The sequence below is a fragment of the Pseudonocardia sp. DSM 110487 genome (assembly GCF_019468565.1).
Taxonomy (GTDB): Bacteria; Actinomycetota; Actinomycetes; order Mycobacteriales; family Pseudonocardiaceae; genus Pseudonocardia.
On the sequence record NZ_CP080521.1, the window covers coordinates 2,176,421 to 2,200,943 of the forward strand.

The window sequence follows — 24,523 nt, forward strand, 5'->3', positions numbered from 1 at the left end:
CCGTACAGCCTTGAAACGGTACTCTCCAAATAATCGTTCAGAGTTGTAACGGTTCTGAGAGGTGGGGGAATGTCCGATCACAAGTTCCGGTTCGGGGTGGTGGCAACGCCGGAGGGTGGCGGAGCGCGGTGGGCCGCCACGGCGAGGCGGGTGGAGGAGCTCGGCTACTCCACCCTGCTGATGCCCGACGGCCTGCAGCTGCTCTCGCCGTTCCCGTCGCTCGCCGTGGCGGCCTGCGCGACGACGACGCTGCGCGTGGGCACGTTCGTGCTGGCCAGCCCGATGCGGTCGCCGCGAGCGGCCGCGTGGGACGGCCACTCGCTCTCGGTGCTCACCGAGGGTCGCTTCGACTTCGGCGTGGGCGCCGGGCGCCCGGAGGCGCAGCAGTTCGCCGAGGCGTTCGACAGGCCGTGGGGTACGGCCGGCGAGCGGTTGCGGCTGGTCGCCGAGTCGATCGAGCAGCTGCGCGAGCTCGACGGCGACGGGCACACGCCGGTGCTCGTGGCCGCAGGCGGCCCGAAGGCGCTCGAGCTCGCCGCCCGCACGGCCGACATCGTCACGCTCGCCGCGCCGCCGCTCACCGGGCGCGACCACCTCGCGGGGATGGCGGCCCGCCTGCGCGACGCCGCGGGCGACCGCGACATCGAGATCGCCCTGAACCTGTTCGTCGTGGGCGACGAGATCCCGCCGTGGACGCGGCACTTCATCGGTGCCGACCACGCCACCCTCGTCGCCCACGACTCGCAGACCCTGCTGCGTGGCACGCCCGCCGAGATGGCCGACGAGCTGCAGCGGCGCCGCGACGCGTACGGCGTGTCCTACGTCAGCGTCAACGGCGCGTTCATGGAGCAGCTTGCGCCGGTCGTGGAGCGGCTCGCCGGGCGCTGAGCAGCGCCAACGACGCCGGTAGTGGCTCGGTGTGTAGCGCGCCGAGCCGCTGGGTGGCCCGGGTGAGCGCGACGTAGAGGTCCGCCGGGTGCATCCGCTGCGGCTCCACGAGGAGGACGGTGTCGAACTCGAGACCCTTGGCCTCCCGCGGGGTGAGCACGGTGGCCCCCGGCACGTCGGCGAAGGGACCCGGGGCGATCACGGCGACCGAGCCGGGGCCGGTCATCTCGGCCCGCACCGCGTCCACCAGCTCGTCCGGCCGCACGCGCCGGGCCCACGGTCGCGTGCCGGTGCTGCGCGCGGCCTCCGGTGTGGCGCACCCGGGGTTGTGGGAGGCCAGCACGTCGGCCGCCACCGCCATGATCTCGGCGGGCGTGCGGTACCCGACGGTCAGCACGCGGTGGGTCCAGCGCCCTGGCGCGTGCCGTTCCAGCGCGCCGGCCCATGAGCGTGCCCCGGCCTCCGAGCGGCGCTGGGCGAGGTCCCCGACCACAGTGAACGAGCGGGTGGGGCAGCGGCGCACCAGCACCCGCCAGTCCATGTCCGACAGCTCCTGCGCCTCGTCGACCACCACGTGCCCGTACACCCACTCCCGATCGGCGGCCGCCCGCTCGGCGATCGTGCGGTGGTCGAGCTCCTCATGGCGTTCGGCGAGCAGGTCCGCGTGCACGAGGTCGGCCGCGCGGATCTCGTCGTCGTCCGCCGGTTCGAAGTCGAGCAGCCGCAGGACGTCGGCGGCGTAGCCGAGGCCATCGGCCGCGCGGCGCGCGACGCGTTTCTCGCTCGCCCGGACGACGGCAGGCGAGCCCAGCAGCTCGGCTGCCTCGTCGAGCAGCGGCACGTCCGACACCGTCCACGCGGTGCCGTCCTCGCGGGCGAGCGCCGCACGGTCGCCGGGCGGGAGCGCGGCTGCCGCTGTGGCGAGCCGTTCCGGCGACGTGAACAGGTTCGCGAGCAGCTGCTGCGGCGTGAGCTCCGGCCACAACGCGGCGACGGCGTCGTGCAGCTGCGGGCTCTCCCGCAGCTCCGCGCGCGCGTCCGACCGCAGCTGTGCGGCGAGCGCGGGGACCTCCCGCGGGGCGAGCCACCCCGCGCCGATCCGGTCGACGGCCTGCTCTGCGAGCGCGTCGAGCACGGCCGTGGCGAAGACCGGCCGGGCCGCGTTGTGCGGCCGGTGCCCGGCCCTCGCCCGCTCGCGCGCCGCTACCGCGATATCGGCGGTGATCTCGACCGTGACGTCGTCCAGCTCGACCGGTATCGGCTCGGCCGGCAGTTCCTGCCGGTCGGCCACGGCCGCGGCGAGCACGTCCACCATCGCGAGGGAGCCCTTCACACGCGCGGTCTCCGGGACGTCCTCCACGTCGGTGGCGAGGCCGGGCAACAGCTCGCCGGGGGTCGCGAACACGACGTCGGTCTCCCCGAGCGAAGGCAGCACGGCGGAGATGTACCGCAGGAACCGCGGATGCGGGCCCAGCACCAGCACGCCACGGCGGGCCAGCTGCGGATGCGTGTAGAGCAGGTACGCCACGCGGTGCAGCGCCACCGCGGTCTTCCCGGTGCCCGGCCCGCCCTCGATCACGGTGAGGCCGGTGTGCCCGAGCCGGATGATCTCGTCCTGCTCGGCCTGGATCGTGGCCACGATGTCGCGCATCGCCCCGGTGCGCGGCGCGTCGAGCACGGCAAGCAGCGCGGTGTCCGAGCCGGCATAGCCGTCGGCGCCGTCCCGGGTGAGGACGTCGTCGTGCGCGTCGAGCACGGCCCGCCCGCGCGTGTGGAAGTGCCGCCTGCGCACGAGGCCCTCGGGATTCGCGGCCGTGGCCGTGTAGAACGGGCGCGCCGCGGGCGCGCGCCAGTCGATCAGCAGCGGCTCCAGGTCGTCGTCGAGCAGCCCGAGGCGGCCCACGAACATCCGGGTGCCGTCGGCGGCGTCGGTGCGGCCGAAGCACAACCCGTCGCCACCGGCCCGCAGCCGGCCGAGCCGCATGGTCTGCGCGCGCACCGCGGTCTCCCGCAGGGCGCGCTCGCCCGGCGAGCTGCCCGACGCCCGCTGAGCGGCGAGCAGCTCCCGCTCCGCGGCGGCCCGCTCGGCGTCGAACCGGTCGTAGAGCAGGGCGATGTGGCGGCGGTCCGCATCCAGGCTCGACAATTCCTGAGCTCCTCTGGTAGAATTGCATCAGAAACGCGAAAGCCTTCAATAAACGGCAATCGCAACCTCCTTTTCTACCAGAGAAATTCGGTCTGTGGGTGGGGATATCCCCCCTTCCGATTCGGGGGTGCGCCGGGCGGTTTCCGGCCCCGCGGCGGCGAACACTTCGCGGCATGACCGCCGCCGTGCGCACCGCGCCAGCCACCGTCGAGATGTCCGTCGTGCTCTGGCTCGCCGCCATCGGCGCCGGGGCCGTGGAAGCGCTCGTCCACCTGCTGCTCCCCGAGCCGCCCACGCTCGCCCAGCTCGCCGCACGCTTCGGGATCTACGCCGTGCTCACGGTGCTGGTCCTCGCGTTGCGCACCGGGCGGGACGTCGTCAGGTGGACGGTGGCCGTGCTCCTCGGCGGGTTCGGCACCCTCTCGCTCGTGATCGAGCCGGTGTCCTGGCTGCTCGCGGGCGGCTCACCCGGCCTGTTCCTCGTGACGGCCGATGCGCCCGCGCTCGTCGCGGCGACCCTGCGGATCGCGCACCTCGTCGCGGTGTTCTCGGCGATGGTGCTCATGTTCCGGCCGGCCGCCAACGCCTGGTTCCGCGCCCGCTGAGGGTGTCATCCACAGGAGCCGCAGCGCCGCGTCGCTCGGGCTGCCGTGCGCCGCGGTGTAGGTGACGAGGCGGTGGCCCGTGCCGTCGGCCAGGTCGAGGGTTTCCAGCTCGAGGGTGAGCTCGCCGACCTCGGGGTGCCGGAGATGCCGAGTGCCGTAGGCGTGGCTCGCCACCGGGTGCCCGGCCCAGAGCGCCGCGAACTCCTCGCTGCGCATCGCGAGCTCGCCGATCAAGCTGGCCAGTTCGCGGTCGTCCGCGTCACGGCTCGCCGTGATCCGCAGGGTCGCGACGGCGCAGGCGGCCGCGACGTCCCATCTCGGGTGGAGGTCGCGGTAGTGCGGGTCGAGGAACAGCATCCGGGTGAGGTTCGGCCGGTCCGCGGGCCGGTCCGGGGCGTCGGCGTCGAGGTGACCGGCGAGCAGGAGGTGCCCGAGCCGGTTCCAGGCGAGCACTTCGGTGCGGCTGCCGATCAGCATTGCGGCGACGTCGTCCATGCGTGCGACGAGCTGCCGGGTGCCCGGACGAGCGGTGCCCGCCCGTAAGCGCCTGCGGGACCTCGTCCGCGCCGGTCTGGCCAGCTGGTGCACGTAGCTGCGTTCGTCGTCGCTCAGCCGGAGCGCGTCGGCCAGCGCCTCGATGACCGAATGCGACGCCTGGTGGCTCTGTCCCTGTTCCAGGCGCGTGTAGTAGGTGACGCTCACGCCTGCGAGCCGGGCGATCTCCTCGCGGCGCAGCCCCTCCACCCGCCGCGTTCCGTAGGAGACGATTCCGACGTCATCGGGCGTGAGCCGGCCTCGCCTGCTGCGCAGGAAATCGGCGAGCGTCGTGCTGTCCTGCATGAACCCATCGTGCCCGCGCGGTGGCCGGCGTGGCTGACCTCGTCAGGGGTAGGCAGAGCAGGGTGTGGCCGCCGTTCGCCGGTGCGGCGACGGTGGATCCGTGAAGTACTGGACGATGAGAACGACCGGCCGCGCCGAACTCGAACTGGCCGATGGTCCGATCCCCGTCCCCGGGGTCGGCGAGGTACTGGTGAAGGTCGGGGCGGTCGCCCTGAACTACCGCGATCGGCTGGCGATCGACCACGGCCTGACGATGATCTTCCCCGGATCGGGCCCGTTCGTGCCCGGCTCGGACATGGCGGGCACCGTCGCCGCCGTCGGGAGCGGGGTGAACCGGTTCCGGCCGGGAGATCGGGTGATCTCGGCGAGCCTTCCGGACTGGATCGACGGTCCCGGCCCCGGCGACGCCCGCCTCGGCGGGCCGGAGGCGCTGGGCAGCGGGCACCATCCCGGCGTGCTCGCCGAGTACGTCGCCCTGCACCAGGACTCGGCGGTCCGCGCCCCTGGCCGGCTCGAGCAATCTCAGGCGAGCACGCTGCCGATGGCCGGGCTCACCGCATGGACCGCGCTGGTCGAACGGGGGCAACTGCGCCCCGGCCGGACCGTCGTCGTGCACGGCACGGGAGGGGTGGCGATGTTCGGCCTGCAGATCGCGGTGGCGCACGGCGCCGAGACGATCGTCGTCTCACACGACGATGCCAAGCTCGTCCGGGCGAAAGGGCTCGGTGCCGCACACGGCGTCAACCGGTCCTCGCACGACTGGGTCGAGGCCGTCCTCGCCGTCACCGGCGACCGGGGCGCCGACCACGTCCTCGAGACCGTCGGCGGCGCGCACCTTGCCCGCTCCATCGAGGCAGCGGCGGTCGGCGGCCGCATCTCGCTGATCGGCATCCTCGACGGGTTCGAGCTGTCGGGCCATATCGCCCACTTCGCCCGCAAGAAGCTGACGCTCGACGGCATCCAGGTGGGCCATCGGCGTGCTCTCGAGGACCTCGTCCGGGCCGTCGACACGACGGGCATCGCCCCGGTCGTCGACGCCGAGTACGCCCTGGAGGACCTGCCGTCGGCGCTCGCGCACCTCGATCGGGGAGCCTTCGGCAAGGTCGTCGTCAGGGTGGGGTGAGCCGGTGCAGGAAGCCGCGCACGGTGGCCTGCGCGCGTCCGGCCGCCGGGCCCAGCCAGAACCCGAGGTGATCGTCTCCGTCCATCCAGTACCGCTCCGCGCCGGGGATGCGCTCGACGGCGTGCACACCGTCCTCGAACGCCACGTCGCCGTCGTGGGTGCCGTGCACGACCAGCGTGGGGGCGACGATCCGATCCAGCGGCGGCTCCGTCGCGGCCTGCACGGCATCGTTGCGCGTGCCGGGGCTCCGGTCGGGATACGGGAACGTGGTGTCCAGCATCGCCGTGAAGAGGGCCGGGTCGTTCATGATGAACGCCGTTCGCTCGGCCTTCTGCTCGTCGGTGAACGTGCTGGTCTCGTCCAGCGTCCCGGCCACGAGGGTGCGAGGGGAGAGGGTCGCGGTGAGGCGCACGAGCTTCTGGCCGACCGAGTTCAGGAACGCGGTGCGCACCGGCGAGCCGGGCTCGCGTGGCGGCCGAGGCCTGCTCACCCCGCCGATCGAGACCAGCGCCCACACCCGGTCCGGATGCCGGGCCGCGAACGTGTACGCCACCGTGCTCCCCGCCGAGACGCCGAGCACGCCGACCCGGTCGATGCCCAGCTCGTCAAGCAGGGCCGCGAGCAGGTCAGCCTGCTCCTGCGCCGTCCGGCCGCTCTCGAGCGGCGTTGCCAAGTAGCCGGGCCGGGACGGGCTGAGGATGCGGAAGTCCGCGCGCAGGAAATCGGCGAACAGCCTGCCCTGGTCGGCCCCGCCCAGCCCGGCGTGCACGGAGAGCACCACCGGACCGTGCATGCCGGCAAGGTCGTACTCGACCACGCCGAGCGGCGTCTGCACCTCTCGCAGGTCGAGCCGGACGCCGGGCAGCAGCTCGCGCCGCGGGTCGGTGTCGATGCCGCCGTCCCACACCAGCAGCGCGGCCACCGCGAGTGCGGCGACCATCAGCGCCGCGAGTGCGGTCCGCCGGACGGCCGTCATCGCGACAAGAGAGCCGGCGTCCGGGCGATCGTGACCGCCACGATCAGCAGCGCGAACGCGGCCACCGCCGTGGCCACCCGGACGTCGTTGAACATCCCCCAGACCTGCAGCTGCTGCTGGTAGTCGGCGGCGAGCGCGCCGGCGAGCCACTCCCGCATCTCCTGGTTGTACGGCACGTTGCCGAACCGGGTGACGAGGAACGTGGCCGCGGTCAGTCCCGTTGCGCCTGCGGCGAGCGCCCTCACCCGCCCGCCGGCGGCGATCGCGAGCCACACCGCGGAGACGAACGACACCGCCATCAACGCCTGCACGACCACGGCGTTCCGGTTCATCAGCTCGACGCGGAAGGCCAGGTGCACGTCCAGCGGCACGGCGGCGAAGGTCGGCGTGACGTTCGCCCAGCCGTAGAACAGTGCCCCTGCCAGCAACCCGGTGCCCAGCAGCGCCACCACCGACGCGGCGCGCTCGTTCAATGAACGTTCCATGCCGCCAGGCTGTCCCCGGCCGCACACAGATCGCACACAGCCGGCGTGCGCCCTGGCAGAGTTGCGGCGTGCAGGTGGGCATCCTCGGGCCGCTGGAGGTCCGCGCGGATGGCGACGCGGTCGCGATCGGCGGGGCCCGGCTGCGCACCGTGCTGGCCCGGCTCACGCTCGACGTCGGGCGCACCGTGCCGGCGGGCACGCTGGCCGACGCCGTCTGGCCTGCCGGCACCGACACCCGGCACGCGCTGCACTCGCTCATCACCCGGCTGCGCCGCGCGTTGCCGGCGGCGGGCGTGGTGCGTTCGGTGGCCGACGGGTACCGGCTCGACGTGGCGCCGGACGCGGTGGACGCCGTCCGGTTCGAGCGGCTCGCCCGCGCAGGCCGGGACGCGCTGCACGCCGGGCAGGCCGACGTCGCCGGGCGGCACCTGCGTGCGGCGCTCGCGCTCTGGCGGGGCGACGCGCTTGCCGACGTGCCGGACGCCCCGTTCGCGGCGGTCGCGGCGGCCCGGCTGGACGAGCTGCGGCTCACCGCGCAGGAGGACCGTGCGCAGGCCGCCCTGCTCGCAGGCGCCGACCCCGCTGGCCCCGTCGCGGAGCTGTACGCGCTGATCGCCGCGCATCCGGGCCGGGAGCGCGCGCACGCGCTGCTGATGCGCGCGCTGCACGCCGACGGGCGGGCAGCCGTTGCCCTCGATCACTTCGAACGGGTGCGTGCCGATCTCGCCGACCGGCTCGGTGTCGACCCGTCGCCGGAGCTGCGCGCCGCCCACGTCGCCGTGCTCCGCGCCGATCGGTCGCGCCCGCCGCCGCGGCGCGGAAACCTGCGCGCCCCGCTCACGAGCTTCGTCGGCAGGCAACGGGAGCGGGAGCTGACCGTCGACCGGCTCGCGGGCGCCAGGCTCGTCACGCTCACCGGTCCGGGCGGCGTGGGGAAGACCCGTCTGGCCTGCGCGGTCGCCACCGAGCTCGCGGGCGGGCTGCCGGGTGGGGCGTGGCTGGTGGAGCTGGCCGCCGTGACCGATCCGGACGACGTCGCCGCCACGGTGCTCGACGCGTTGGGCGACGGCGGCACGCGAGCGGTCTCCCGCGCCACCCTGCTGGTGCTGGACAACGCCGAGCACCTGCTCGATCCGGTCGCGGCACTGGCCGAGGAGCTGCTCGGCCGGTATCCGTCGGTGCGCGTGCTGGTCACGGCGCGGGAGCCGCTCGGCATCCAGGGCGAGGCGATCGTCCCGGTGCCGCCGCTGCCCGTCGCCTCGCCGACCGCGACGGCCGAGGAGTTGCGCGAGAGCCCGGCGGTGCGGCTGTTCGCCGACCGCGCCGTCGCCGCCAACCCGGGCTTCGCGGTCACGGCCGCGAACGTGGCCGAGGTCGCCGACATCTGCCGCCGTCTCGACGGGCTGCCGCTCGCGATCGAGCTCGCCGCGGCGAGGGCCCGGAGCGTGCCGCTCGACCACCTCGCCACCGTCGTCGACGACCGGTTCACGATGCTCACGGGCGGCAGCCGCACCGCGCTGCCCCGCCACCGCACGCTGGCCGCGGTGGTCGCGTGGAGCTGGGACCTGCTCTCCGACGAGGAACGACGGCTGGCCGAGGCCCTGTCCGTGTTCCCGGGCACGATCACGCCGTCCGCCGCCGAGCGCGTCGGCCCGCCCGGGGTACCGGTCCGGGCCACCCTCGCCTGCCTGGCCGACAAGTCGCTGCTGCAGCCGGTCGGCGGTCCCGGCCTGCGGTACCGCATGCTGGAGACGATCCGCGAGTACGGCACGGCCCGGCTGGCCGAGGGTGCTCCGGCCGCGCGGGCCGCCCACGCCCGTCACTTCCTCGACATCGCCGAGGCGGCCGCGCCCGATCTGCGGGGCCCCGCGCAGCTCGGCAGGCTGCCCGCCCTGCACGCCGAGCGGGACAACCTGCTCGGCGCCCTGCGGTTCGCCGTCGGCGCCGGGGAAGCGGACACCGCTGTGCGGCTGGCGTCGGCGCTGTCGTTCCCGCTCACGCTGTACGGCGACCACGCCGGGGCGGCCCGGCTCCTGCGGACCGCCCTCGAGCTGCCGGGGACCGCGAGCGCGGAGGTGCGCGCCCCTGCCGTGGCCGGCTACCTTCTCAACACCCTGATCTCCGGCGTCGACCCCGGTGACCTCGACCGCTTCCGCGCCGCGGCCCGCAGCGCGCACCCGTCGGCGTACTCGATCGCGCCGCTCATCGCCGCCCTGTCCGGTGCCCCCGCGGACGACCCGCTGCCCGCCGGGCCGCCGAGCCACACCACGCCGTGGGGCCGGGCGATGTTCTGGCTGCTCCGCGCGCTGCTGCGCGACCACAACGGGGACCTGGGGGAGACCGTCCTCGACCTGGACGCCGCCGCCCGTGAGTTCCGGGCCATCGGCGAACGGTGGGGTCTCGCCACGTCGCTCACCCGGCTCGGCATCGCCCGCGCCCAACTCGGCGACGTGGCCGGCGCCCACGACGCACTGAGCCGGGCCGTGGTGCCGGCAGGTGAGCTCGGCAATGACGACCACCAGCGCATCGGGCTCGCGGTCGTCCGGGAGTACGCGGGTGACACCGCCGCGGCGCGCGCCGAGCTGCACCGCGTGCTCGCAGGTTCCCCGCCTGCGCATCACACGGCGATGGCCCGGCTGCGGCTCGGCGACCTCGACCGCCGCGCCGGCAACCTCTCCGGCGCGGCGTGCGAGTACGAGCGGGCGGACCGCGCCGCGGCGCTCGGCGGCGAACCCGACCAGCATTTCCGAGCCCAGCGCCTCGCGAGCCGGGCGCTGCTCGCCGTCGCCCGCGAGGACCCCGGCGCGGCGCGGCGCGACCTGGCCGCCGGGTTCGTCGGCACCCCGCCGGCCACGGTCGCGGTGGCGCTCGCGGCGGCCATCGCGGCGGAGGGTGACCCCGCAGCCGCGGCTCGGGTGCTCGGCGCCGCGCACCGGTTGCGCGGCGCGGCCGACGCCTCGAACCCCGACGTCATCCGGGTGATGGGCGCGCTGCGGGCGCTCGGTGACGGCCTGACCGAACGGTACGAGTCCGGCCGATCCCTGTCGCGCGCCGCCGCGAGCGCCCTCCTCCACGCCGAGCTCGGCGCCGCCGGACGGCTCTAGGCCGTCAGCTCGCGCAGACGTCCTGACCCGCCTGCGCGAGCCCGCACCGCAGGGTGCGCAGCGCCCGCTGCCGGGTCGGGCCGATGCTCCCGATCGGCAGCCCCATCAGCCGGGACACCTCGGCGTAGTTGGGTTCAGGAGTCGAGAACAGCGCGCTGACCAGCGCGCGCGGCTTCACCGGCAGCTGGGTGACCGCGCGGACGACGGCACGCCGGGCCTCTTCCGCGAGCACCATCGCCTCCGGCCCAGGACCATCCATGACGAGCTGGTCGTCGGCGACCCCGGTCGGTGCCTCCCGGCGCGACCGGGCCAGCAGCGCGAGGCACTCGCGCCGGGCGACCGTGCTGAGCCAGCCGCCGAGGCTGTCCGGGTCGCGCACGGTGTGGAGCCGCTCCAGCGCACGCAGCCAGGTGTTCTGGACCGCGTCGGCGAAGTCCGCCTCCTGGAGCCGGTAGGAGCCGACGACCGCGCGCACGAGGCCTTCGTACCGCGACGCGAGTTCGGACCACGCTCCCGGCCGCCGGTCGCAGGCATCTCTGACCAGCTCGGCGGTGCTCGGTGTCGCTGGCGTGACGGAAACGGGGCTGACCATGGCTGCCTCCCCCAGAACGAGCAGGAGACACACCGTGGCGCGCGGCGCTTGCAACGGCCTTGCAATGGCCTAGACCGAGTCCGCTTCGAACACGCGCGCCGCGTCGGCGGCGACCCTGGCCCGCTCGGCGGGGTTGTCCTCCAGCCGGTGCTCCGCGACCTCGAGCACCGCGCTCATCAGCTTGCGCGCCCCGACGTGGTGCCCCGATGCGGCGAGCGCGATGGCCAGTCTGCGGCCGGCCAGCAGCGTGCTCGCGTGCTCGGGGCCCAGCGCGGCGTGGAAGATCCGCCGCGCCCGTGCCTGCGCCTCGACCGCATCGCCGATCCGGCCCGCGTCGGCGTAGGCGAGGCCGAGATTCGTGAGCGTCATCGCAACGCGCGAGTCGTCGGTGCCGAGGACGCGCACCAGCAGCCGCACGGCGCGCAGGTGCACCTCGACCGCCTCGGCCGCGCGACCGGAGAGCCGCAACGCGTAGCCGAGCTTGTCCAGGGTCTGGGCGGTGTCGGGGTGGTCGGGGCCGCACACCCGGGTGAAGACCTCGAGCGCGGTGCGCTGGAGCGCCACCGCATCCTCCAGGTTTCCGGTGTCCTGCTCGATCATGCCGAGGCCCGCGGTGGCGTGTGCCCACTCGCGGTCGTCGCGCCGTCCCTGCCCCTCCAGCAGCGTCCGTCCCGTCCGCAGCGCCTCGCCTGCCGGGCCGAGCCGGCCGGCGGCCCACAGCGTGTAGCCGAGGTCGACCTGCACCGGCGGCACGAGGTCGTCCCTGCCTGCCTTCTGCAGAGCGAGCAGCGCCCGCTCGTGGGCCTCGATCGCGGCGAGCGCGTCGTCGGCGCAGTTCAGGACGTGGCCGAGACGGTTGTAGGCGTGCGCGAGCACGACGTCGTCGGGATCGAGGGTCGAGTCGAGGATCCGTACCGCCCGCCGGTGCAGGTCGAGGGCGGGCGCGAGGTGCCCGGCGGCGTCGAGGACCTCGCCGAGCCGGCACACGAGCCGGCCGTGCAGCACGGCGTCACCGGCGTCATCGTGCAGGCGCAACGCCGTCTCCAGCACGCGCTGCGCGGCCGGGTAGAGCGCGCGCGCCGCCTGCCGGCGCGCCAGCTCCTCCAGCGCCTCCACCAGGCCGTCGGGCACCGTGGCGAGCGCCTCGGCGTGGGCGGCGATGCTCACGAGGTGTGCACCGACGTCGTCGGTGTCGGCGTCGGCTCCCGTGCAGGCCCGTGCGGCCTCGACGAGCCTGCGCCTGCGCGCACCGAGCGGCATCCGGGCTCGCACCACGTCCTGCACCAGCCGGTGCACCCGGACGATGCCCGCGTCGCGGTCGACCAGCGACAGCCGCAGCAGCTCCGCGAGCGCGTCCTGAAGATCGAGCTCGTCGGCGAACCCGTCGGGCCCCAGGCGACGCAGCGTCGCGACAGCGACCGAATCCGCGGCGAGGAACGCCATCGTCTCCAGGAGCCTGGCCGCGCGCGGCGACCGGCGGTACAGCCGGTCGAAGGCCAGGCCCCACGTGGTGGCGACCGTGGGCCGCGAGTCGAGCGGATCGCGCAGCAGCAGGCTCTCTCGCCGCTCGCGGAACAGCTCCACGTAGTCGGGCACGGACATCCCGGTCTGCTCGATGTAGGCGCAGGCCTGCTCCAGCGCGAGCGGCAGGTCGCCGAGCTGCTCGGCGAGCGTGTCCGCCTCGGCCGCGGCGTCGCCGGTGCGGTTCACCACGTACCGGATCGACTCCGTCCTCGAGAGCGGCGCCACCGTGACGGGCCGGGCGAGCCGCCGCCACGCCGGATTGCGCGAGGTGATCACCACGTCGCCGTGCCGGGCGGCGGGCAGGAACGGCTCCAGCAGGGCCGGTTCGTCGGCGTTGTCGAACACCAGCACCCAGCCGGGGGCGCGGTCGAGCTCGGCCCACAGTGCCGCGTGCGTGTCCTCACCCCGTTCGTAGGCGACGATGCCGAGGGCGGCCGCGAGATCGGCAAGGCCGGTGGCGGTGCCCGCCGGATCCTCGGCCGCGATCCACCAGGCGACCCTGCCGATCCGGCGTCGGCGGTGGGCCACTTCCAGCGCCAGCTCGGTCTTCCCCACGCCCGGGAGCCCGACCAGCGCCACAGCACGCGGCCGGCGCGCGTCGTCGTCGAGGACGGTGCATACATCGGCGAGCGCGTCCTCGCGCCCCACGAACGCGCGGTTGCGCGGCGGCAGGTTGGTCGGCAGCACCGAGGAGACGGCCGTGGGGAGCGGCTCCTGGGCCAGCACGGCGGCGTGCACCCGGCGCAGCTCTGGTGTCGGGTCGACGCCGAGCTGCTCGGCGAGCGCGTGCCGGCACCGCTCGAACGCGGCGAGCGCATCGGCCTGCCTCCCGGCCGCGTACAGGGCCCTGACGAGCCGGACGGCCACGGATTCGCGCAGGGGGTCCCGCTCGGCCAGCTCCTGCAGGAGCGTCACGTCCTCGCCTGCCCGCCCGCACCGGGCGTGCGCGTCGGCCAGCGCCTCCGCGGCCAGCACCCGCAGCCCCTCCCACCGCGCCGCGAGGGGCGCCAGGAAATGCTCCTCCCGCATCGGGCCGAACGCGTCCGGACCGTGCCACCGGGCGAGCGCCGCGTCGAGGATGGCCGCCGCCGCGCCGTCCGCGCCACGGCCGAGTGCCGCCCGGCCGCGGGACACGTCATCGACGAACAGGTCGGCGTCGACCGTGACGACGTCCCGGTCGACCAGGTATCTCCCGGCCCGCCGCGGGATCGCCTCGCTGCCCAGTAGCCGCCGCAGCCGCGAGACGTATGCGTGCACGGACGCCACCGTCGAGTCGGCGGACTGCTCTCCCCAGACGTCGTCCACGATCTGCTCGGCCGAGACCGTCTCGTCGGCACCCGCGAGGATGCGCGCGAGCACCGCCTTCTGCCGAGGACCACCCAACGTCACCAACTGGTCATTGACGGTGACGGCGAAATCGCCGAGTACGCGCAGCACGACACCTGGGTCACGTGTGCTCGCGCCGTGGGTCACCGCTGTCGCCATTCCTTCGTGGGGGACGTGAGGGAGTCGTCATCCTGTGGAGAAGCGTTGCTGGCCCGGCTCGCCCGCGTCAATGACGTGCAGCTCTCGGGATCGACGTGTAACGGATCGGACACGCGCTGCGAGCGATTCCGGGCCGGAGTCGTCCGAACAGGGGGAGTCACCATGAACGCAGGCATCGTCCACTTCGCTCCGGATGCCTACCCTCGCGTCATCGCCGGGTCAGCGGGCTCGGGCACCCTGGACGTCCTGCTCCCGTTCCGCATCGACACCGGCGCGGGGAACGTCCCGATCGTCGCCTACCGGCTGCACGCCGAGGTGGACGGGCGGACCTGGACACCCCGCGCCCGGATGCGCCACATCCCCGACAACTTCGTGGACTGGATGCGCCACCAGATGCGGACCCAGGGCCAGTTCCGCTTCGAGCACCTGCCCTACTACGTGGGGCTCGACGGCGCGGAGCAGACCCGCTACCTGGAGGCGCGGCTGCCGGCCGTGCCGGTAGGCGCGCGGATCACCTACTCGCTCGAAGTGACCCTCTCCGGTGGCGGAGAGATCCGCTCGGCGGACTACACCACCGTCGCGGTCGCCCCCGACTTCACCCGCGACGACATCCGCCGGATATACATCCCGCAGCCGGGCGCCGCGCTCGACGCGTGGGTGCTCTACCACCGGCGCGCCGGTGACCGCGACGAGATCCGCGTCGACGTCGTGGACCTGTTCGCCCACCGCCACGACCGGCCCGACCTCGCGGTGCAGGTCGGCGACCGCATTATCGACCTGCGCACGGAGCACCCGGACATGCTGCCGCTCGTCGACATCTCCGCCGACTCGGTCACGCTGGCCGTACCGCGCTCGGGGGACGACCTGCCACCGGTGACGGTCATCCACCACGGACAAGCCGTCGATGTCGACCTCTCCGCGCCCGCGGACGTCGGGAGCGCCCGGGTCGTGTTCGTCAACTTCGCGATCCAGGGCCTCAACGACCTGTTCGCCACCGCCGACGACGACTACGTCCCGCCGCGCACCTATACGCAGGTGACGATGCGCGACCCCAACGCGAGCTACAGCAGCAGGCCCGGGAGCAAGGAGAGCAACACCGGCGACGGCTACGCCTTCACGCTGGACGCGCACCGCCACTACCGCATCCCGCAGATGTGGGCGATGAACGGCGGGCTCCTCGACCTACTCGCCCACGACTGCGCCGACGACCTGGAGCAGATGCGCCAGGACGTCCGCGACGGCCTTCTCGTGCCGGTCGTCGCCGGGTACGGGGCGCACCGGCTGCCCTACTACACGGCCGCCACGAACCTCGACGCGATCACGCTCGGCTCCGACGCGATGCGCGAGATCATGGGAGAGACCCGGCCGGTCTACTACCCCGACTCGCGCATTGTCACCGACCGGCCCAACGTCGTGGAGGCGCTGCAGAAGGCCGGCATGCAGTTCCTCGTCGTGGACGGCGGGGAGGGCGAGCACGGCGAGGAGGACGACGCCACGGTCGTCCGCAACGCCAGCCCGCCGATGGGCCGGGAGACCGACGGCCGGTGGGTGAACTGGCAGTACCTGTGGCGCGACCGCGTGGGCGGGCTCAAGGTGCTGTTCATCGACCCGGAGATGAAAGACCGGCTGCTGGGGGCCGACGACCACGACGCCGACCGCGGCAAGATCGCGCGCGACCTGCGGCGCAAGTTCATCGAGCTGGCCGCGCAGCCCCAGCTGCGGCGCGGCAACCTGCTCGTCTACTCCGACGACGCCGACAAGGCCAGCGGCAACGGCTGGTTCGACGGTGTCTACAACGGCAACGAGCTGCAGTTCAACCAGAAGTACCAGGCGGCGCTGTCGTGGCTGGCCACCCACCCGTGGGTGCAGATCGTCACCACCGACGACCTCGGCGACGCCGACTGCGTCGGCGAGCTCGACCTGGTGCGCGCGTCGGACCCGTACATCGAGAAGGAGTGGGAGCTGCACCTCGATCCGGTGCCGGGGCACGACTTCGGGCTGGCGTTCGACACCTGGTACACGGCGTGGGCCCGGACACCGGCCGCGTGGCTCGGGGAGGACCTCGAGGCGGTCTCGAAGCGGGCCGAGCGGGCGATCGCGTCCTGCCCCGCCGACTGCCGCAACCAGCTGTTCGACCTCGCCCGGCTGTACTTCACCCTCAACCTGCATGAGTCGCAGTGGTCGAAGCGCGCCCGCGTGGGGGAGTACGAGCCCGGGGGCCGGGAGGCCGAGGACTTCGTGCTGGCCGAGTCGCTGCAACTGCGCAACGCCCACGTCTACCTCGCCGCCGCGATCTGGGCCGGGTGGGCACAGCGTGCGCCCGAGGGCGCCTTCCGCGACGCGGGTCCCGTCGTCGAGCGCGTGGCGGAGCTGGAGGAGGTCGTCGATCGCGACGCGCCGCCCGCGTGGCGGCGGGAGCGCGGGTTGCACTGGGACCACGACCCGCTGCCGTCGGTCGTGCTCTACAACAAGCACGCGCTGGTGGTGCTCGATCGCAACGGCGGCCGCATCACCCACCTGTTCTCGCTGGTCGACGGGCGCCCGTACGCCGTGAGCGGGACGTGCAAGGCCTACCAGTTCCTCGACATGGACTGGGCGTCCAACAGCGGGGTGCAGTGCGACGGCATCGTGCTGCAGAACACCGTGTGGACGCCGAACCACGCCTACGTGGCCTGCGACGTCGAGCCGAGCCATGGCACCATCGGCACCAGCCCGGCAGGCGACCAGGCGTTCGACTGGTACTACCCGGACAACTTCAACGCCTACGACGAGATCGCGGGTCCCGACCCGCGCGCCGTCACCTTCGAGTACGGCGAGGGCGCCCCGCCCGCGGATGCGCCGGACAACCTCCATGCCCTCGACGCCCGGCTCGCCGAGGACCACCGGGCGAAGCGGGCGGGCGAGCGCGGCGTGGTGCTGCACGACGTCGAGGCGTTCGGCCGCTTCCGCAAGACGGTGCGGCTGGACGGCAGGGTCGTCCACGTCGCCTACTCCGCGACGCTCGCGGGCCACCGGGTGGCGAACGAGTTCTGCGTGGACCTGTGGGCCGCCGCGATGCAGGGGAAGGGCCAGACCGCGACCGTGGCCGCAGACGACCGCAGCGCCGAGATCGTCAACGAGGCCGGGCTCTCCGTCCGGGTGGAGCTGGGGTCGGGCTGCGAGTTCTCCGCCGCCGCCCGCGCGCCGCAGGACCCGCCGACGGTCGAGACACTGCGGCTGCACCGGGTGATGACGGACGACCTGGAGATCGTGGCGCCGGACGGCGGTGACTTCGACTACCGGATCGTCCTGCCGGGGTAGTTCCGCCGCGTCAGGCGGGTGCCAGCGCTCAGCTCAGACGGCCCGAGATCCCGGTGAAGCGGCGCTGAAACCCGCCTGCCCGACGATCGGCGCATGGAAGGACCGAGAACGCGGGACGATGACGTCATGACGATCACGCGACACCAGATCCTCGCGCCGCCGGAAGGAGCCACTGGACCGGTCGGCCCGATCATCAGCCAGGCCGTCACCCACGGCGATGTCGTCTACCTGTGCGGCGTCATCACCCCGCAGGCGTGGCGCGACCCGACGAACACGACCTTCGGCGACGTCCGGGAGCAGACCAAGGAGGTGCTGCAGCGCATCGACGAGCTACTCGCCGACGCGGGCACGGACAAGTCGAAGATCCTCACCGCGCAGGTGTGGCTGGCCGACATGGGGGACTTCTACGCCCACAACGAGGCGTGGAACGCCTGGGTCGACCCGGAGAACCCACCCGTGCGGGCGTGCATCGAGGCTCGGCTCACCCATCCGCAGCTGCTCGTGGAGGTCATGGTCACGGCTGCTCGCTGAACGGCGAAGGGCTTCCATGATCATCAGATCGGTGCACGGGCGGTCGCATGTGGCCGCCAGTGCACCCGATGGCTGATCATCGTGTCTGGCGGACATTCAGACGTGAGCGGGGTCCGGCGCCGCCGAACCCCGCTCACGTCTACGTCGAACGCCAGATCAGCGCGACGAGCCCGCCCGCCGCTTGTTGTAGATGTCGAAGGCGACCGCCAGCAGCAGCACGATGCCCTTGACCACGGACTGGATCGGCTGCTCGATGCCCATGAGCTGCATGCCGTTGCTCATGACCGCCATGATCAGGCCGCCGACCACCGCGCCCACGACGGTGCCGACGCCGCCGGTCACGGCCGCGCCGCCGATGAACGCCGCCGCGATCGCGTCGAGCTCGAACATGTTGCCCGCGCCCGGCTGGGCCCCGTTGGAGCGGGAGGAGAAGATGATCCCCGCAACGGCGGCCAGTACGCCCATGTTGACGAAGATCCAGAAGTTGACCGCCCGGACCTTCACGCCGGAGAGCGTCGCGGCCGACAGGTTGCCGCCGATGGCGTACACCTGCCGCCCGAACACCGAGCGCCGCGTGACCACGCCGTAGGCGAGCACGAGTGCGGCGAGGATGATCAGCACGACCGGCAGGGCGCGCGCGTTGGCGAGCTGCCACGCGAAGTACATGACCACCGCGCCGACCGCGACGACCCGCGCCACGAACAGCGGGAACGACTCGACCGGCTGCTGGTAGGTGATCCGGGCCAGGCGGGTGCGGAAGCCGCTCACCGCGTAGCCCACCACCGCGATCGCGCCGATGAGCAGCGTGAAGACGTCGTAGCCCGGCCCGCCGAGCAGGCCGTTGATGAAGCCGGTCGCCACCACCTGGTACTCGGCCGGGAACGGGGAGAGCGAGATGTTGCCCAGCACCTGCTGGGTGAGACCGCGGAACAGGAGCATGCCGGCGAGGGTCACGATGAACGCCGGGATGCCGACGTAGGCCACCCAGAACCCGTGCCATGCGCCGATCACCAGCCCGGTGGCGAGCGCGGCGAGGATGCCGACCCACCAGGGCATGCCCTGCTGGATGACGAGGACCGCCGAGACCGCGCCGGTGAGCGCGACGACCGACCCCACGGACAGGTCGATGTGCCCGGCGATGATCACGATGACCATGCCGATCGCCAGCACGAGGATGTAGGAGTACTGCAGGATGATGTTCGTGATGTTGATCGGGCTGAGCGACACGCCGTCGGTGAGGATCGCGAACAGGGCGATGATCGCCACGAAGGCGACGTAGATGCCGCTCTGCCGCAGGTTGCGGGTGAGCAGCTCGCGGATGTTGCTGGTCCCCGCGTGTAGCGCGACTGCCGTGGTGGCGCCTTCGGGCACCGTCTCCTCGGAGGGTGCGGTCCCGGTCGTCCTGGTCATGCTGCGGACTCCCTCTCCCTGGTCATGAGAGCCATCAAGCTCTCCTGGGTAGCTTCGGGGACCGGCATCTCACCGGTGATCCGGCCCGCGGACAGCGTGTAGATGCGGTCGCAGATGCCGAGCAGCTCCGGCAGCTCGGACGAGATCACGACCACCGCCTTTCCCGCCGCGACGAGTCGGTTGATGATCAGATAGATCTCGTACTTGGCGCCGACGTCGATACCGCGGGTCGGCTCGTCGAGGATCAGCACGTCGGGGTCGGTGAACAGCCACTTGGACAGTACGACCTTCTGCTGGTTCCCGCCGGAGAGCTTGCCGACCACGCTCATGACGCTGGGCGCCTTGATGTTGAGGCTGCGGCGGCTCTCCTCGGCGACCTTGATCTCCTCGTTGCCGTTGACCCAGCCACGCGTGGCGAGCTTGCCGAGTGCCGCGGCCGAGACGTTGCGCCGGATGTCCTCGATGAGGTTGAGGCCGTAGCGCTTGCGGTCCTCGGTGGCGTAGGCGATGCCGTTCTCGATCGCCTCCGCGACGGTGCGCGTGCGCACCTCCTTGCCGTGCACGAAGACCTTGCCGGAGATGTTGCGCCCGTACGACCGCCCGAAGATGCTCATCGCGAGCTCGGTGCGGCCTGCGCCCATGAGCCCGGCGATCCCGATGACCTCGCCCGCGCGCACCGTGAAGTTCGCGCCGTCGACGATCTTGCGCTCCTGCGTGGGGTGCCAGACCGTCCAGTCCTCGATGCGGAGCACCTCCTCGCCGGGCTCCGACTCCCGCTCGGGGTAGAAGCTCTCCAGAGGGCGGCCGACCATGCCGCGGATGATCCGGTCCTGCGTAGCGTCCGGGTCGCGCATGTCCATCGTCTCGACGGTCTTGCCGTCGCGGATGACGGTGGTGCGGTCGGCGATGCTGACGATCTCGTTCAGCTTGTGCGAGATCATGATCGAGGTGATGCCGCGGTCCTTGAGGGAGCGCAGCAGGTCGAGCAGGTGGGCCGAGTCGTTGTCGTTCAGCGCGGCGGTCGGCTCGTCGAGGATCAGCAGGCGCACGTCCTTGGACAGAGCCTTGGCGATCTCCACGAGCTGCTGCTTGCCGACCCCGAGCTGGCCGACCGGCGTGACGGCGTTCTCGTCGAGCCCGACCTCGGCGAGGAGCCGGGCGGCGTCGGCGTTCGTCCGGTTCCAGTCGATGAGGCCGCTGCGCCCCCTGCGCTCGTTCCCGAGGAAGAGGTTCTCGGCGATCGAGAGGTACGGCACCAGTGCCAGCTCCTGGTGGATGATCACGATTCCAACGTGCTCGCTGTCGCGGATCCCCGAGAACTGGACGGTCTCGCCGTCGTAGACGATCTCGCCCTCGTAGTCACCGGTGGGGTGGACGCCGGAAAGGACCTTCATCAGCGTCGACTTGCCAGCGCCGTTCTCGCCGCAGATCGCGTGGATCTCGCCGCGGCGCACGGCGAAGTTCACGTCCGACAGTGCCTTGACGCCGGGGAAGGTCTTGGTGATGCCGCGCATCTCCAGGATGTAGTCGTCCATGAACCTCGTGGTTTCTGCGTCGTGCGGTGCGGGCGCCCCCTGGCCCGATTGTCCGTGGTTCGGCGGGCCCCGGCAGCCTGTGCAGCCGGGGCCCGCCGCGCTCGGGTTCCCGCGTCAGCCGGACTGGCCGCTGGCGACCTCCTGGGCCGTCAGGTAGCCGGAGTCGACGAGCGCGGGCTGGATGTTGTCCTTGAACACCGTCTCGACCGGCAGCAGGTAGGACGGGACGACCTTGACGCCGTTGTCGTACGTCGTGGTGTCGTTGGCCTGCGGCTGGCTGCCGGAGAGGTACGCCTTCGCGGCGATGACGCCCTGCTCGGCCAGCAAGCGGGTGTCCTTGAAGATCGTCGAGCTCTGCACGCCGTCGTTGATCAGCTTGACCGACGCGACCTCGGCGTCCTGTCCGGTGACCACCGGCAGCGGGTTCGCGCCGCCGCTGAGCGTCGGGCCGTAGCCGGCGTTCTGCAGCGCGGTGATGATGCCGCGGGAGATCCCGTCATAGGGCGAGAGGACGCCGTTGAGCTTGCTGCCGTCGTTGTAGGCGGCGGTCAGCACGTCCTCCATGCGCTTCTGGGCGGTCTCCTGCAGCCAGCGCTGGATGGCGATCTGCTCGATGGCCGTCTGGCCGCTCTTGACGACGAGCGTGCCGTTGTCGATCAGCGGCTGGAGGACCGACATCGCGCCGTTGAAGAAGAAGAACGCGTTGTTGTCGTCGAGCGAGCCGGCGAACAGTTCGATGTTGAACGGTCCCGTGGCCGAGCCCGGCGAGCCGTCGGCATTCTTGATGCCGAGCCCCGTCAGCAGGGCCTCACCCTGCGCGACGCCCACCTGGAAGTTGTCGAACGTGACGTAGAAGTCGACGTCCGGGCTGTTGCGGATGAGCCGGTCGTAGGAGATGACCGGGATGTTCTGGGCCTTCGCGGTCTGCAGCTGGCTGGACAGCGCGGTGCCGTCGATCGCGGCGATGATCAGCGCGTCGGCGCCCTGGGTGATCATCTGGTCGATCTGCTGCGACTGCGTCGGGATGTCGTTGTTCCCGAACTGGAGGCTGACCTGATACCCGGCCGCCTCGAGCTGCTTCTTGACGTTGTCGCCGTCGTCGATCCAGCGCTCGGACTCCTGGGTGGGCATAGCCACCCCGACGAGCAGGTCCGCCGGCTGCTCCTGCTGGGCGGCGCCTCCACCGGCGCCTCCGCCCCCACCGGCGCCTCCGCCGGCACAGGCCGCGAGCACGAGCGCCATTGAGGCGCCCGCTGCGACCAATCCGAGCTTCTTGTGCACGTCTCCTCCTCGAGATGCCTGCCCGTGATGACTCGGGCCGTCCCGCGGTGGGCGGGCGACCCAATGTGAGCGCTAACAGGGTTCAGCGTCAACCCCTCTGGCGTACGCAGCCGTCACGGTCCGATAACGCACCCGCAACTGTCACCCGCTGCGCACCCGCCGTCACCGTAGTGCCTCGGGTGGGGATTACCCCCCGCACGATCCGGGTGTCTCCGCCAGTGATCACGCCGCCCCCGCCGACCACCCTTGAACCGGGTCGAGGGGGCTGGATGGACGTCGCACTGCTGCTTCACAGCGCATGGTTGCTGCCGGCGCTCGCGCTGCTCGTGGCGCTGGACGGGCCGTTCCCGGTGGTGCCGAGCGAGCCGTTGCTGATGACGGCGGCCGCGGTCGCGATCGGCGCGCACGACGTGCCGACGGCGCTGGGGCTGTTCGTCGCGGCGTTCGCGGGATCTGTGGTGGGCGACCACCTGCTCTTCGCGCTCGGTCGCACGTCGCGCCGTCTCGTCCGTCCCGGCGGCGGTGGCATCGCGGGCTGGGTGCAGCGCAACATCGGGCGCCGCCCTGCCGTCACGATCATCGGGGCGCGGTTCGTGCCGGCAGGGCGGCTCGTCAGCACCACCGCCGCCGGGCGGTACGGCCTGTCGCTGCGCCGGTTCCTGCCCTGCTCGCTCGTCAGCTCGGCGCTGTGGGCGAGCTACATGATGGGGGTCGGGCTGCTGCTGGGCCCGCTCACGGGCGGCGACCCCCTGCGCGGCCTGGTGGCGGGCATCGCAATGGGCGCCGTGACGGCTGGCGCCTTCGCGCTGGTGGAGCGCCTGTGCAGGCATCGGCGCACCCGCCAGGCCCCGGCGTCGGTCACGAGATCACGGGCGTGGATCACGCCACATCGGCCACAGGGACGGACCGCCGGGCAGCACGATCTCGCCGACGACCTGGCTGACGTCCATGGTTATGGACATGGTGGGACTCCTGTCGTGTTGAGCTCCTGACGACGGAGCGGGCGGGAGCCGGGGCCTTCCGGTCCTTCCAGCGCACGCACGGCCCTGCAACGTCGATCACCGGGGGCGCGTACTGACGACGGGGACCCCTCCCGGCCCATGCGTGGTGTGCTCCCGGCGGTACGACCTACTCGCCTTCCGGAGGTCTGCATGCCCGTGCTGAGGAGTCTCGCCCGATCGGCTCTGGCTCTGGCCGCCGCACTTGCGATCACCGTGTGCGGCGCCGCTCCCGCGGCGGCGATCGTCGTGGAGCCGGAGGAGCCGGCGGGATCGGAGCGCGCCGCCGCGACGGTGCACCCGGCGCTGGTCCGCGTCACCGGCACGTTCGTCGGGCGGGTGCACGACCGGGAGGGCGGGTACGCGAACAACGGCGAGCCGTACACGCTCGTCTTCATGTGCACCGGCTTCGGCGTGCATCCCGACGGCTACATCGCGACCGTCGGGCACTGCATCGACGCGAACGACCGGAATGTGCGGGACCTGTTCATCCGGTTGGCAGCCGAGGATGCGGCCGCGATCAGCCCTGACATCCCGCTCGACCAGATGCTCGAGGTGGGCCGGTCGGCATGGGACATCGAGGGCACGAGCCCCGGTTCACCCATCGGGAGCCAGATCCTCGTCACCGGCGTCGCAGGCGCCCCGCCGGAGGGGATGTTCGCGCGCGTCGTCGACAGCCGACCCAGCGGACAGGGCGACGTCGGTCTGCTGAAGGTCGACACCACCGACCTGCCCGCGCTGGAGCTCGCCACCGGGCCCGGGATCGCCGTCAGCATGCCGCTGCTCGCCGCGGGCTACCCGGAGAGCGTGGGTGAGCGCATCGGGCCCGATGCCACGCCGTCGTTCGAGAAGGGGGTCGTGGAGCAAGCCGGGACGGATGGGGGACGGCCCGTCTACCGGACGGACACCGCCATAGAGCTCGGCTTGGGCGGCGGGCCGGCTTTCGACGCCAGCGGCCGCGTGCACGGCATCAACAGCGTGCGCTTGTCCGGCGATCAGCAGGTGGTCAACCTCGTCGTTCCCGTCAGCGGGTTCACCGACCTGCTCGGCCGCAACGGTGTGCGCGCGGAGCTGGGCCAGCGCGACGTGCGGTACCGGGAGGCCCTCGACGCCAACGACCGCGGCGAGTACACCGACGTGATCGAGGCGATCGACCGGCTCGAGCAGGAAGGGTCGACGCACCCGCGGGTCGCCGAGCTGCGCAGAGACGCGGAGGCCTCCCGGGCGCTGCACGGCGACGCGTCCGAGAACCGCACGACGCAGATACTCGTATGGGGGAGTGTCGGAACGGGAGCGATCGTGCTCGTCGTGATCGGTGCGCTGCTGGTCGCGCGCAGGCGGCGGACGACGCCCGTCGTGATGGTGCCGCCCCCGGCGTTCCCGCGACCGCAGCCCGGCCCCCCGTGGCAGGGCGGCCCGTTCCCGCCACCGGCGCGTCAGCCGGCCCCTCCGAACAGGCCGTACGGCGCGGCCCCGTTCCCGCGACAGGCTGGGCCACGGCCACCGGCCGCAGCGCCCGGCCGTCCCGGCCCCGCCGCCCAGGCGCGCGGCGCCTTCGACGGCCCGACCCGGCAGATCAGGTTTCCCCAGCCCTCGCCGCCCGGCTCGGAGAACCAGACGACGGCGATCGCCGCTCCCGAGCCGTCTGCACCGGCGCCCGACAAGGACGACGCGAAGGATGCCTGATCAGCGCTGTAGGA

The 24,523-nt window shown here is 72.7% G+C and carries 16 protein-coding genes; 7 read left to right on the top strand and 9 right to left on the bottom strand.

The window, feature by feature from the left end:
* Nucleotides 1-69: 69 nt before the first annotated feature.
* Nucleotides 70-888 (top strand): LLM class flavin-dependent oxidoreductase, encoded by an 819-nt coding sequence (locus K1T35_RS09955; RefSeq protein WP_220259872.1) that lies wholly within the window; start codon nucleotides 70-72, stop codon nucleotides 886-888.
* On the opposite strand, the gene K1T35_RS09960 is transcribed toward K1T35_RS09955, so the two are convergent.
* Nucleotides 842-3,034, bottom strand: coding sequence for an AAA family ATPase (locus K1T35_RS09960; RefSeq protein ID WP_304940847.1), 2,193 nt, complete (start codon nucleotides 3,032-3,034; stop codon nucleotides 842-844). The two genes, K1T35_RS09955 and K1T35_RS09960, sit on opposite strands and share 47 nt — an antisense overlap.
* A 464-nt stretch (nucleotides 3,035-3,498) precedes the next feature.
* The gene (locus K1T35_RS09965; protein WP_220259873.1) at nucleotides 3,499-4,479 is read right to left on the bottom strand and encodes a helix-turn-helix domain-containing protein; all 981 of its coding nucleotides are present in this window, start codon (nucleotides 4,477-4,479) and stop codon (nucleotides 3,499-3,501) included.
* A gap of 100 nt (nucleotides 4,480-4,579) precedes the next feature.
* Here K1T35_RS09965 and K1T35_RS09970 point away from each other — a divergent pair, with 100 nt between their 5' ends.
* Nucleotides 4,580-5,602, top strand: a complete 1,023-nt coding sequence (locus K1T35_RS09970) for an NAD(P)-dependent alcohol dehydrogenase (protein ID WP_220259874.1) — start codon at nucleotides 4,580-4,582, stop codon at nucleotides 5,600-5,602.
* On the opposite strand, the gene K1T35_RS09975 is transcribed toward K1T35_RS09970, so the two are convergent.
* Entirely contained in the window at nucleotides 5,589-6,578 is a 990-nt protein-coding gene (locus tag K1T35_RS09975; RefSeq protein WP_220259875.1) for an alpha/beta fold hydrolase, read from the bottom strand. The two genes, K1T35_RS09970 and K1T35_RS09975, sit on opposite strands and share 14 nt — an antisense overlap.
* Entirely contained in the window at nucleotides 6,575-7,063 is a 489-nt protein-coding gene (locus tag K1T35_RS09980; RefSeq protein ID WP_220259876.1) for an anthrone oxygenase family protein, read from the bottom strand. The genes K1T35_RS09975 and K1T35_RS09980 overlap by 4 nt, the downstream gene beginning before the upstream one ends.
* A gap of 68 nt (nucleotides 7,064-7,131) precedes the next feature.
* On the opposite strand from K1T35_RS09980, the gene K1T35_RS09985 reads away from it, so the two are divergent.
* Nucleotides 7,132-10,167, top strand: coding sequence for a BTAD domain-containing putative transcriptional regulator (locus K1T35_RS09985; RefSeq protein WP_220259877.1), 3,036 nt, complete (start codon nucleotides 7,132-7,134; stop codon nucleotides 10,165-10,167).
* 4 nt (nucleotides 10,168-10,171) lie between these two features.
* Here K1T35_RS09985 and K1T35_RS09990 read toward each other — a convergent pair whose 3' ends face one another.
* Both K1T35_RS09990 and K1T35_RS09995 read right to left on the bottom strand, forming a co-directional pair.
* Nucleotides 10,172-10,759, bottom strand: coding sequence for an RNA polymerase sigma factor (locus tag K1T35_RS09990; RefSeq protein ID WP_220259878.1), 588 nt, complete (start codon nucleotides 10,757-10,759; stop codon nucleotides 10,172-10,174).
* A gap of 69 nt (nucleotides 10,760-10,828) precedes the next feature.
* The gene (locus K1T35_RS09995) at nucleotides 10,829-13,720 is read right to left on the bottom strand and encodes a BTAD domain-containing putative transcriptional regulator (RefSeq protein WP_220259879.1); all 2,892 of its coding nucleotides are present in this window, start codon (nucleotides 13,718-13,720) and stop codon (nucleotides 10,829-10,831) included.
* 210 nt (nucleotides 13,721-13,930) lie between these two features.
* Here K1T35_RS09995 and K1T35_RS10000 point away from each other — a divergent pair, with 210 nt between their 5' ends.
* Both K1T35_RS10000 and K1T35_RS10005 read left to right on the top strand, forming a co-directional pair.
* Nucleotides 13,931-17,068: a hypothetical protein gene (locus K1T35_RS10000; RefSeq protein WP_220259880.1), complete on the top strand. Its 3,138-nt coding sequence runs from the start codon at nucleotides 13,931-13,933 to the stop codon at nucleotides 17,066-17,068.
* A 126-nt stretch (nucleotides 17,069-17,194) separates the two neighbouring features.
* Nucleotides 17,195-17,599, top strand: coding sequence for a RidA family protein (locus K1T35_RS10005; protein WP_220259881.1), 405 nt, complete (start codon nucleotides 17,195-17,197; stop codon nucleotides 17,597-17,599).
* A gap of 156 nt (nucleotides 17,600-17,755) precedes the next feature.
* Here the strand turns inward: K1T35_RS10005 and mmsB are convergent, their stop codons facing one another.
* From mmsB to chvE, 3 genes are all read right to left on the bottom strand, one after another.
* Nucleotides 17,756-19,009 (bottom strand): multiple monosaccharide ABC transporter permease, encoded by a 1,254-nt coding sequence (gene mmsB / locus K1T35_RS10010; RefSeq protein ID WP_220259882.1) that lies wholly within the window; start codon nucleotides 19,007-19,009, stop codon nucleotides 17,756-17,758.
* Nucleotides 19,006-20,544 (bottom strand): multiple monosaccharide ABC transporter ATP-binding protein, encoded by a 1,539-nt coding sequence (gene mmsA / locus K1T35_RS10015; protein ID WP_220259883.1) that lies wholly within the window; start codon nucleotides 20,542-20,544, stop codon nucleotides 19,006-19,008. The genes mmsB and mmsA overlap by 4 nt, the downstream gene beginning before the upstream one ends.
* 114 nt (nucleotides 20,545-20,658) lie before the next feature.
* Nucleotides 20,659-21,786: a multiple monosaccharide ABC transporter substrate-binding protein gene (chvE, locus tag K1T35_RS10020; RefSeq protein WP_220262504.1), complete on the bottom strand. Its 1,128-nt coding sequence runs from the start codon at nucleotides 21,784-21,786 to the stop codon at nucleotides 20,659-20,661.
* 308 nt (nucleotides 21,787-22,094) lie between these two features.
* On the opposite strand from chvE, the gene K1T35_RS10025 reads away from it, so the two are divergent.
* Nucleotides 22,095-22,817: a DedA family protein gene (locus tag K1T35_RS10025; RefSeq protein ID WP_220259884.1), complete on the top strand. Its 723-nt coding sequence runs from the start codon at nucleotides 22,095-22,097 to the stop codon at nucleotides 22,815-22,817.
* A 159-nt stretch (nucleotides 22,818-22,976) separates the two neighbouring features.
* Nucleotides 22,977-24,509, top strand: a complete 1,533-nt coding sequence (locus tag K1T35_RS10030; protein WP_220259885.1) for a trypsin-like peptidase domain-containing protein — start codon at nucleotides 22,977-22,979, stop codon at nucleotides 24,507-24,509.
* Nucleotides 24,510-24,523: the final 14 nt, after the last annotated feature.

Excerpts from the sequence above, each read along its gene's own strand:
- mmsA (WP_220259883.1), bottom strand. The coding sequence starts at position 20,544 with ATGGACGACTACATCCTGGAGATGCGCGGCATCACCAAGACCTTCCCC.
- K1T35_RS09975 (WP_220259875.1), bottom strand. The coding sequence starts at position 6,578 with ATGACGGCCGTCCGGCGGACCGCACTCGCGGCGCTGATGGTCGCCGCA.
- K1T35_RS10025 (WP_220259884.1), top strand. The coding sequence starts at position 22,095 with ATGGACGTCGCACTGCTGCTTCACAGCGCATGGTTGCTGCCGGCGCTC.
- K1T35_RS09990 (WP_220259878.1), bottom strand. The coding sequence starts at position 10,759 with ATGGTCAGCCCCGTTTCCGTCACGCCAGCGACACCGAGCACCGCCGAG.
- K1T35_RS10005 (WP_220259881.1), top strand. The coding sequence starts at position 17,195 with ATGACGATCACGCGACACCAGATCCTCGCGCCGCCGGAAGGAGCCACT.
- K1T35_RS10000 (WP_220259880.1), top strand. The coding sequence starts at position 13,931 with ATGAACGCAGGCATCGTCCACTTCGCTCCGGATGCCTACCCTCGCGTC.
- chvE (WP_220262504.1), bottom strand. The coding sequence starts at position 21,786 with ATGGCGCTCGTGCTCGCGGCCTGTGCCGGCGGAGGCGCCGGTGGGGGC.
- K1T35_RS09965 (WP_220259873.1), bottom strand. The coding sequence starts at position 4,479 with ATGCAGGACAGCACGACGCTCGCCGATTTCCTGCGCAGCAGGCGAGGC.
- K1T35_RS09980 (WP_220259876.1), bottom strand. The coding sequence starts at position 7,063 with ATGGAACGTTCATTGAACGAGCGCGCCGCGTCGGTGGTGGCGCTGCTG.
- K1T35_RS09955 (WP_220259872.1), top strand. The coding sequence starts at position 70 with ATGTCCGATCACAAGTTCCGGTTCGGGGTGGTGGCAACGCCGGAGGGT.
- mmsB (WP_220259882.1), bottom strand. The coding sequence starts at position 19,009 with ATGACCAGGACGACCGGGACCGCACCCTCCGAGGAGACGGTGCCCGAA.
- K1T35_RS10030 (WP_220259885.1), top strand. The coding sequence starts at position 22,977 with ATGCCCGTGCTGAGGAGTCTCGCCCGATCGGCTCTGGCTCTGGCCGCC.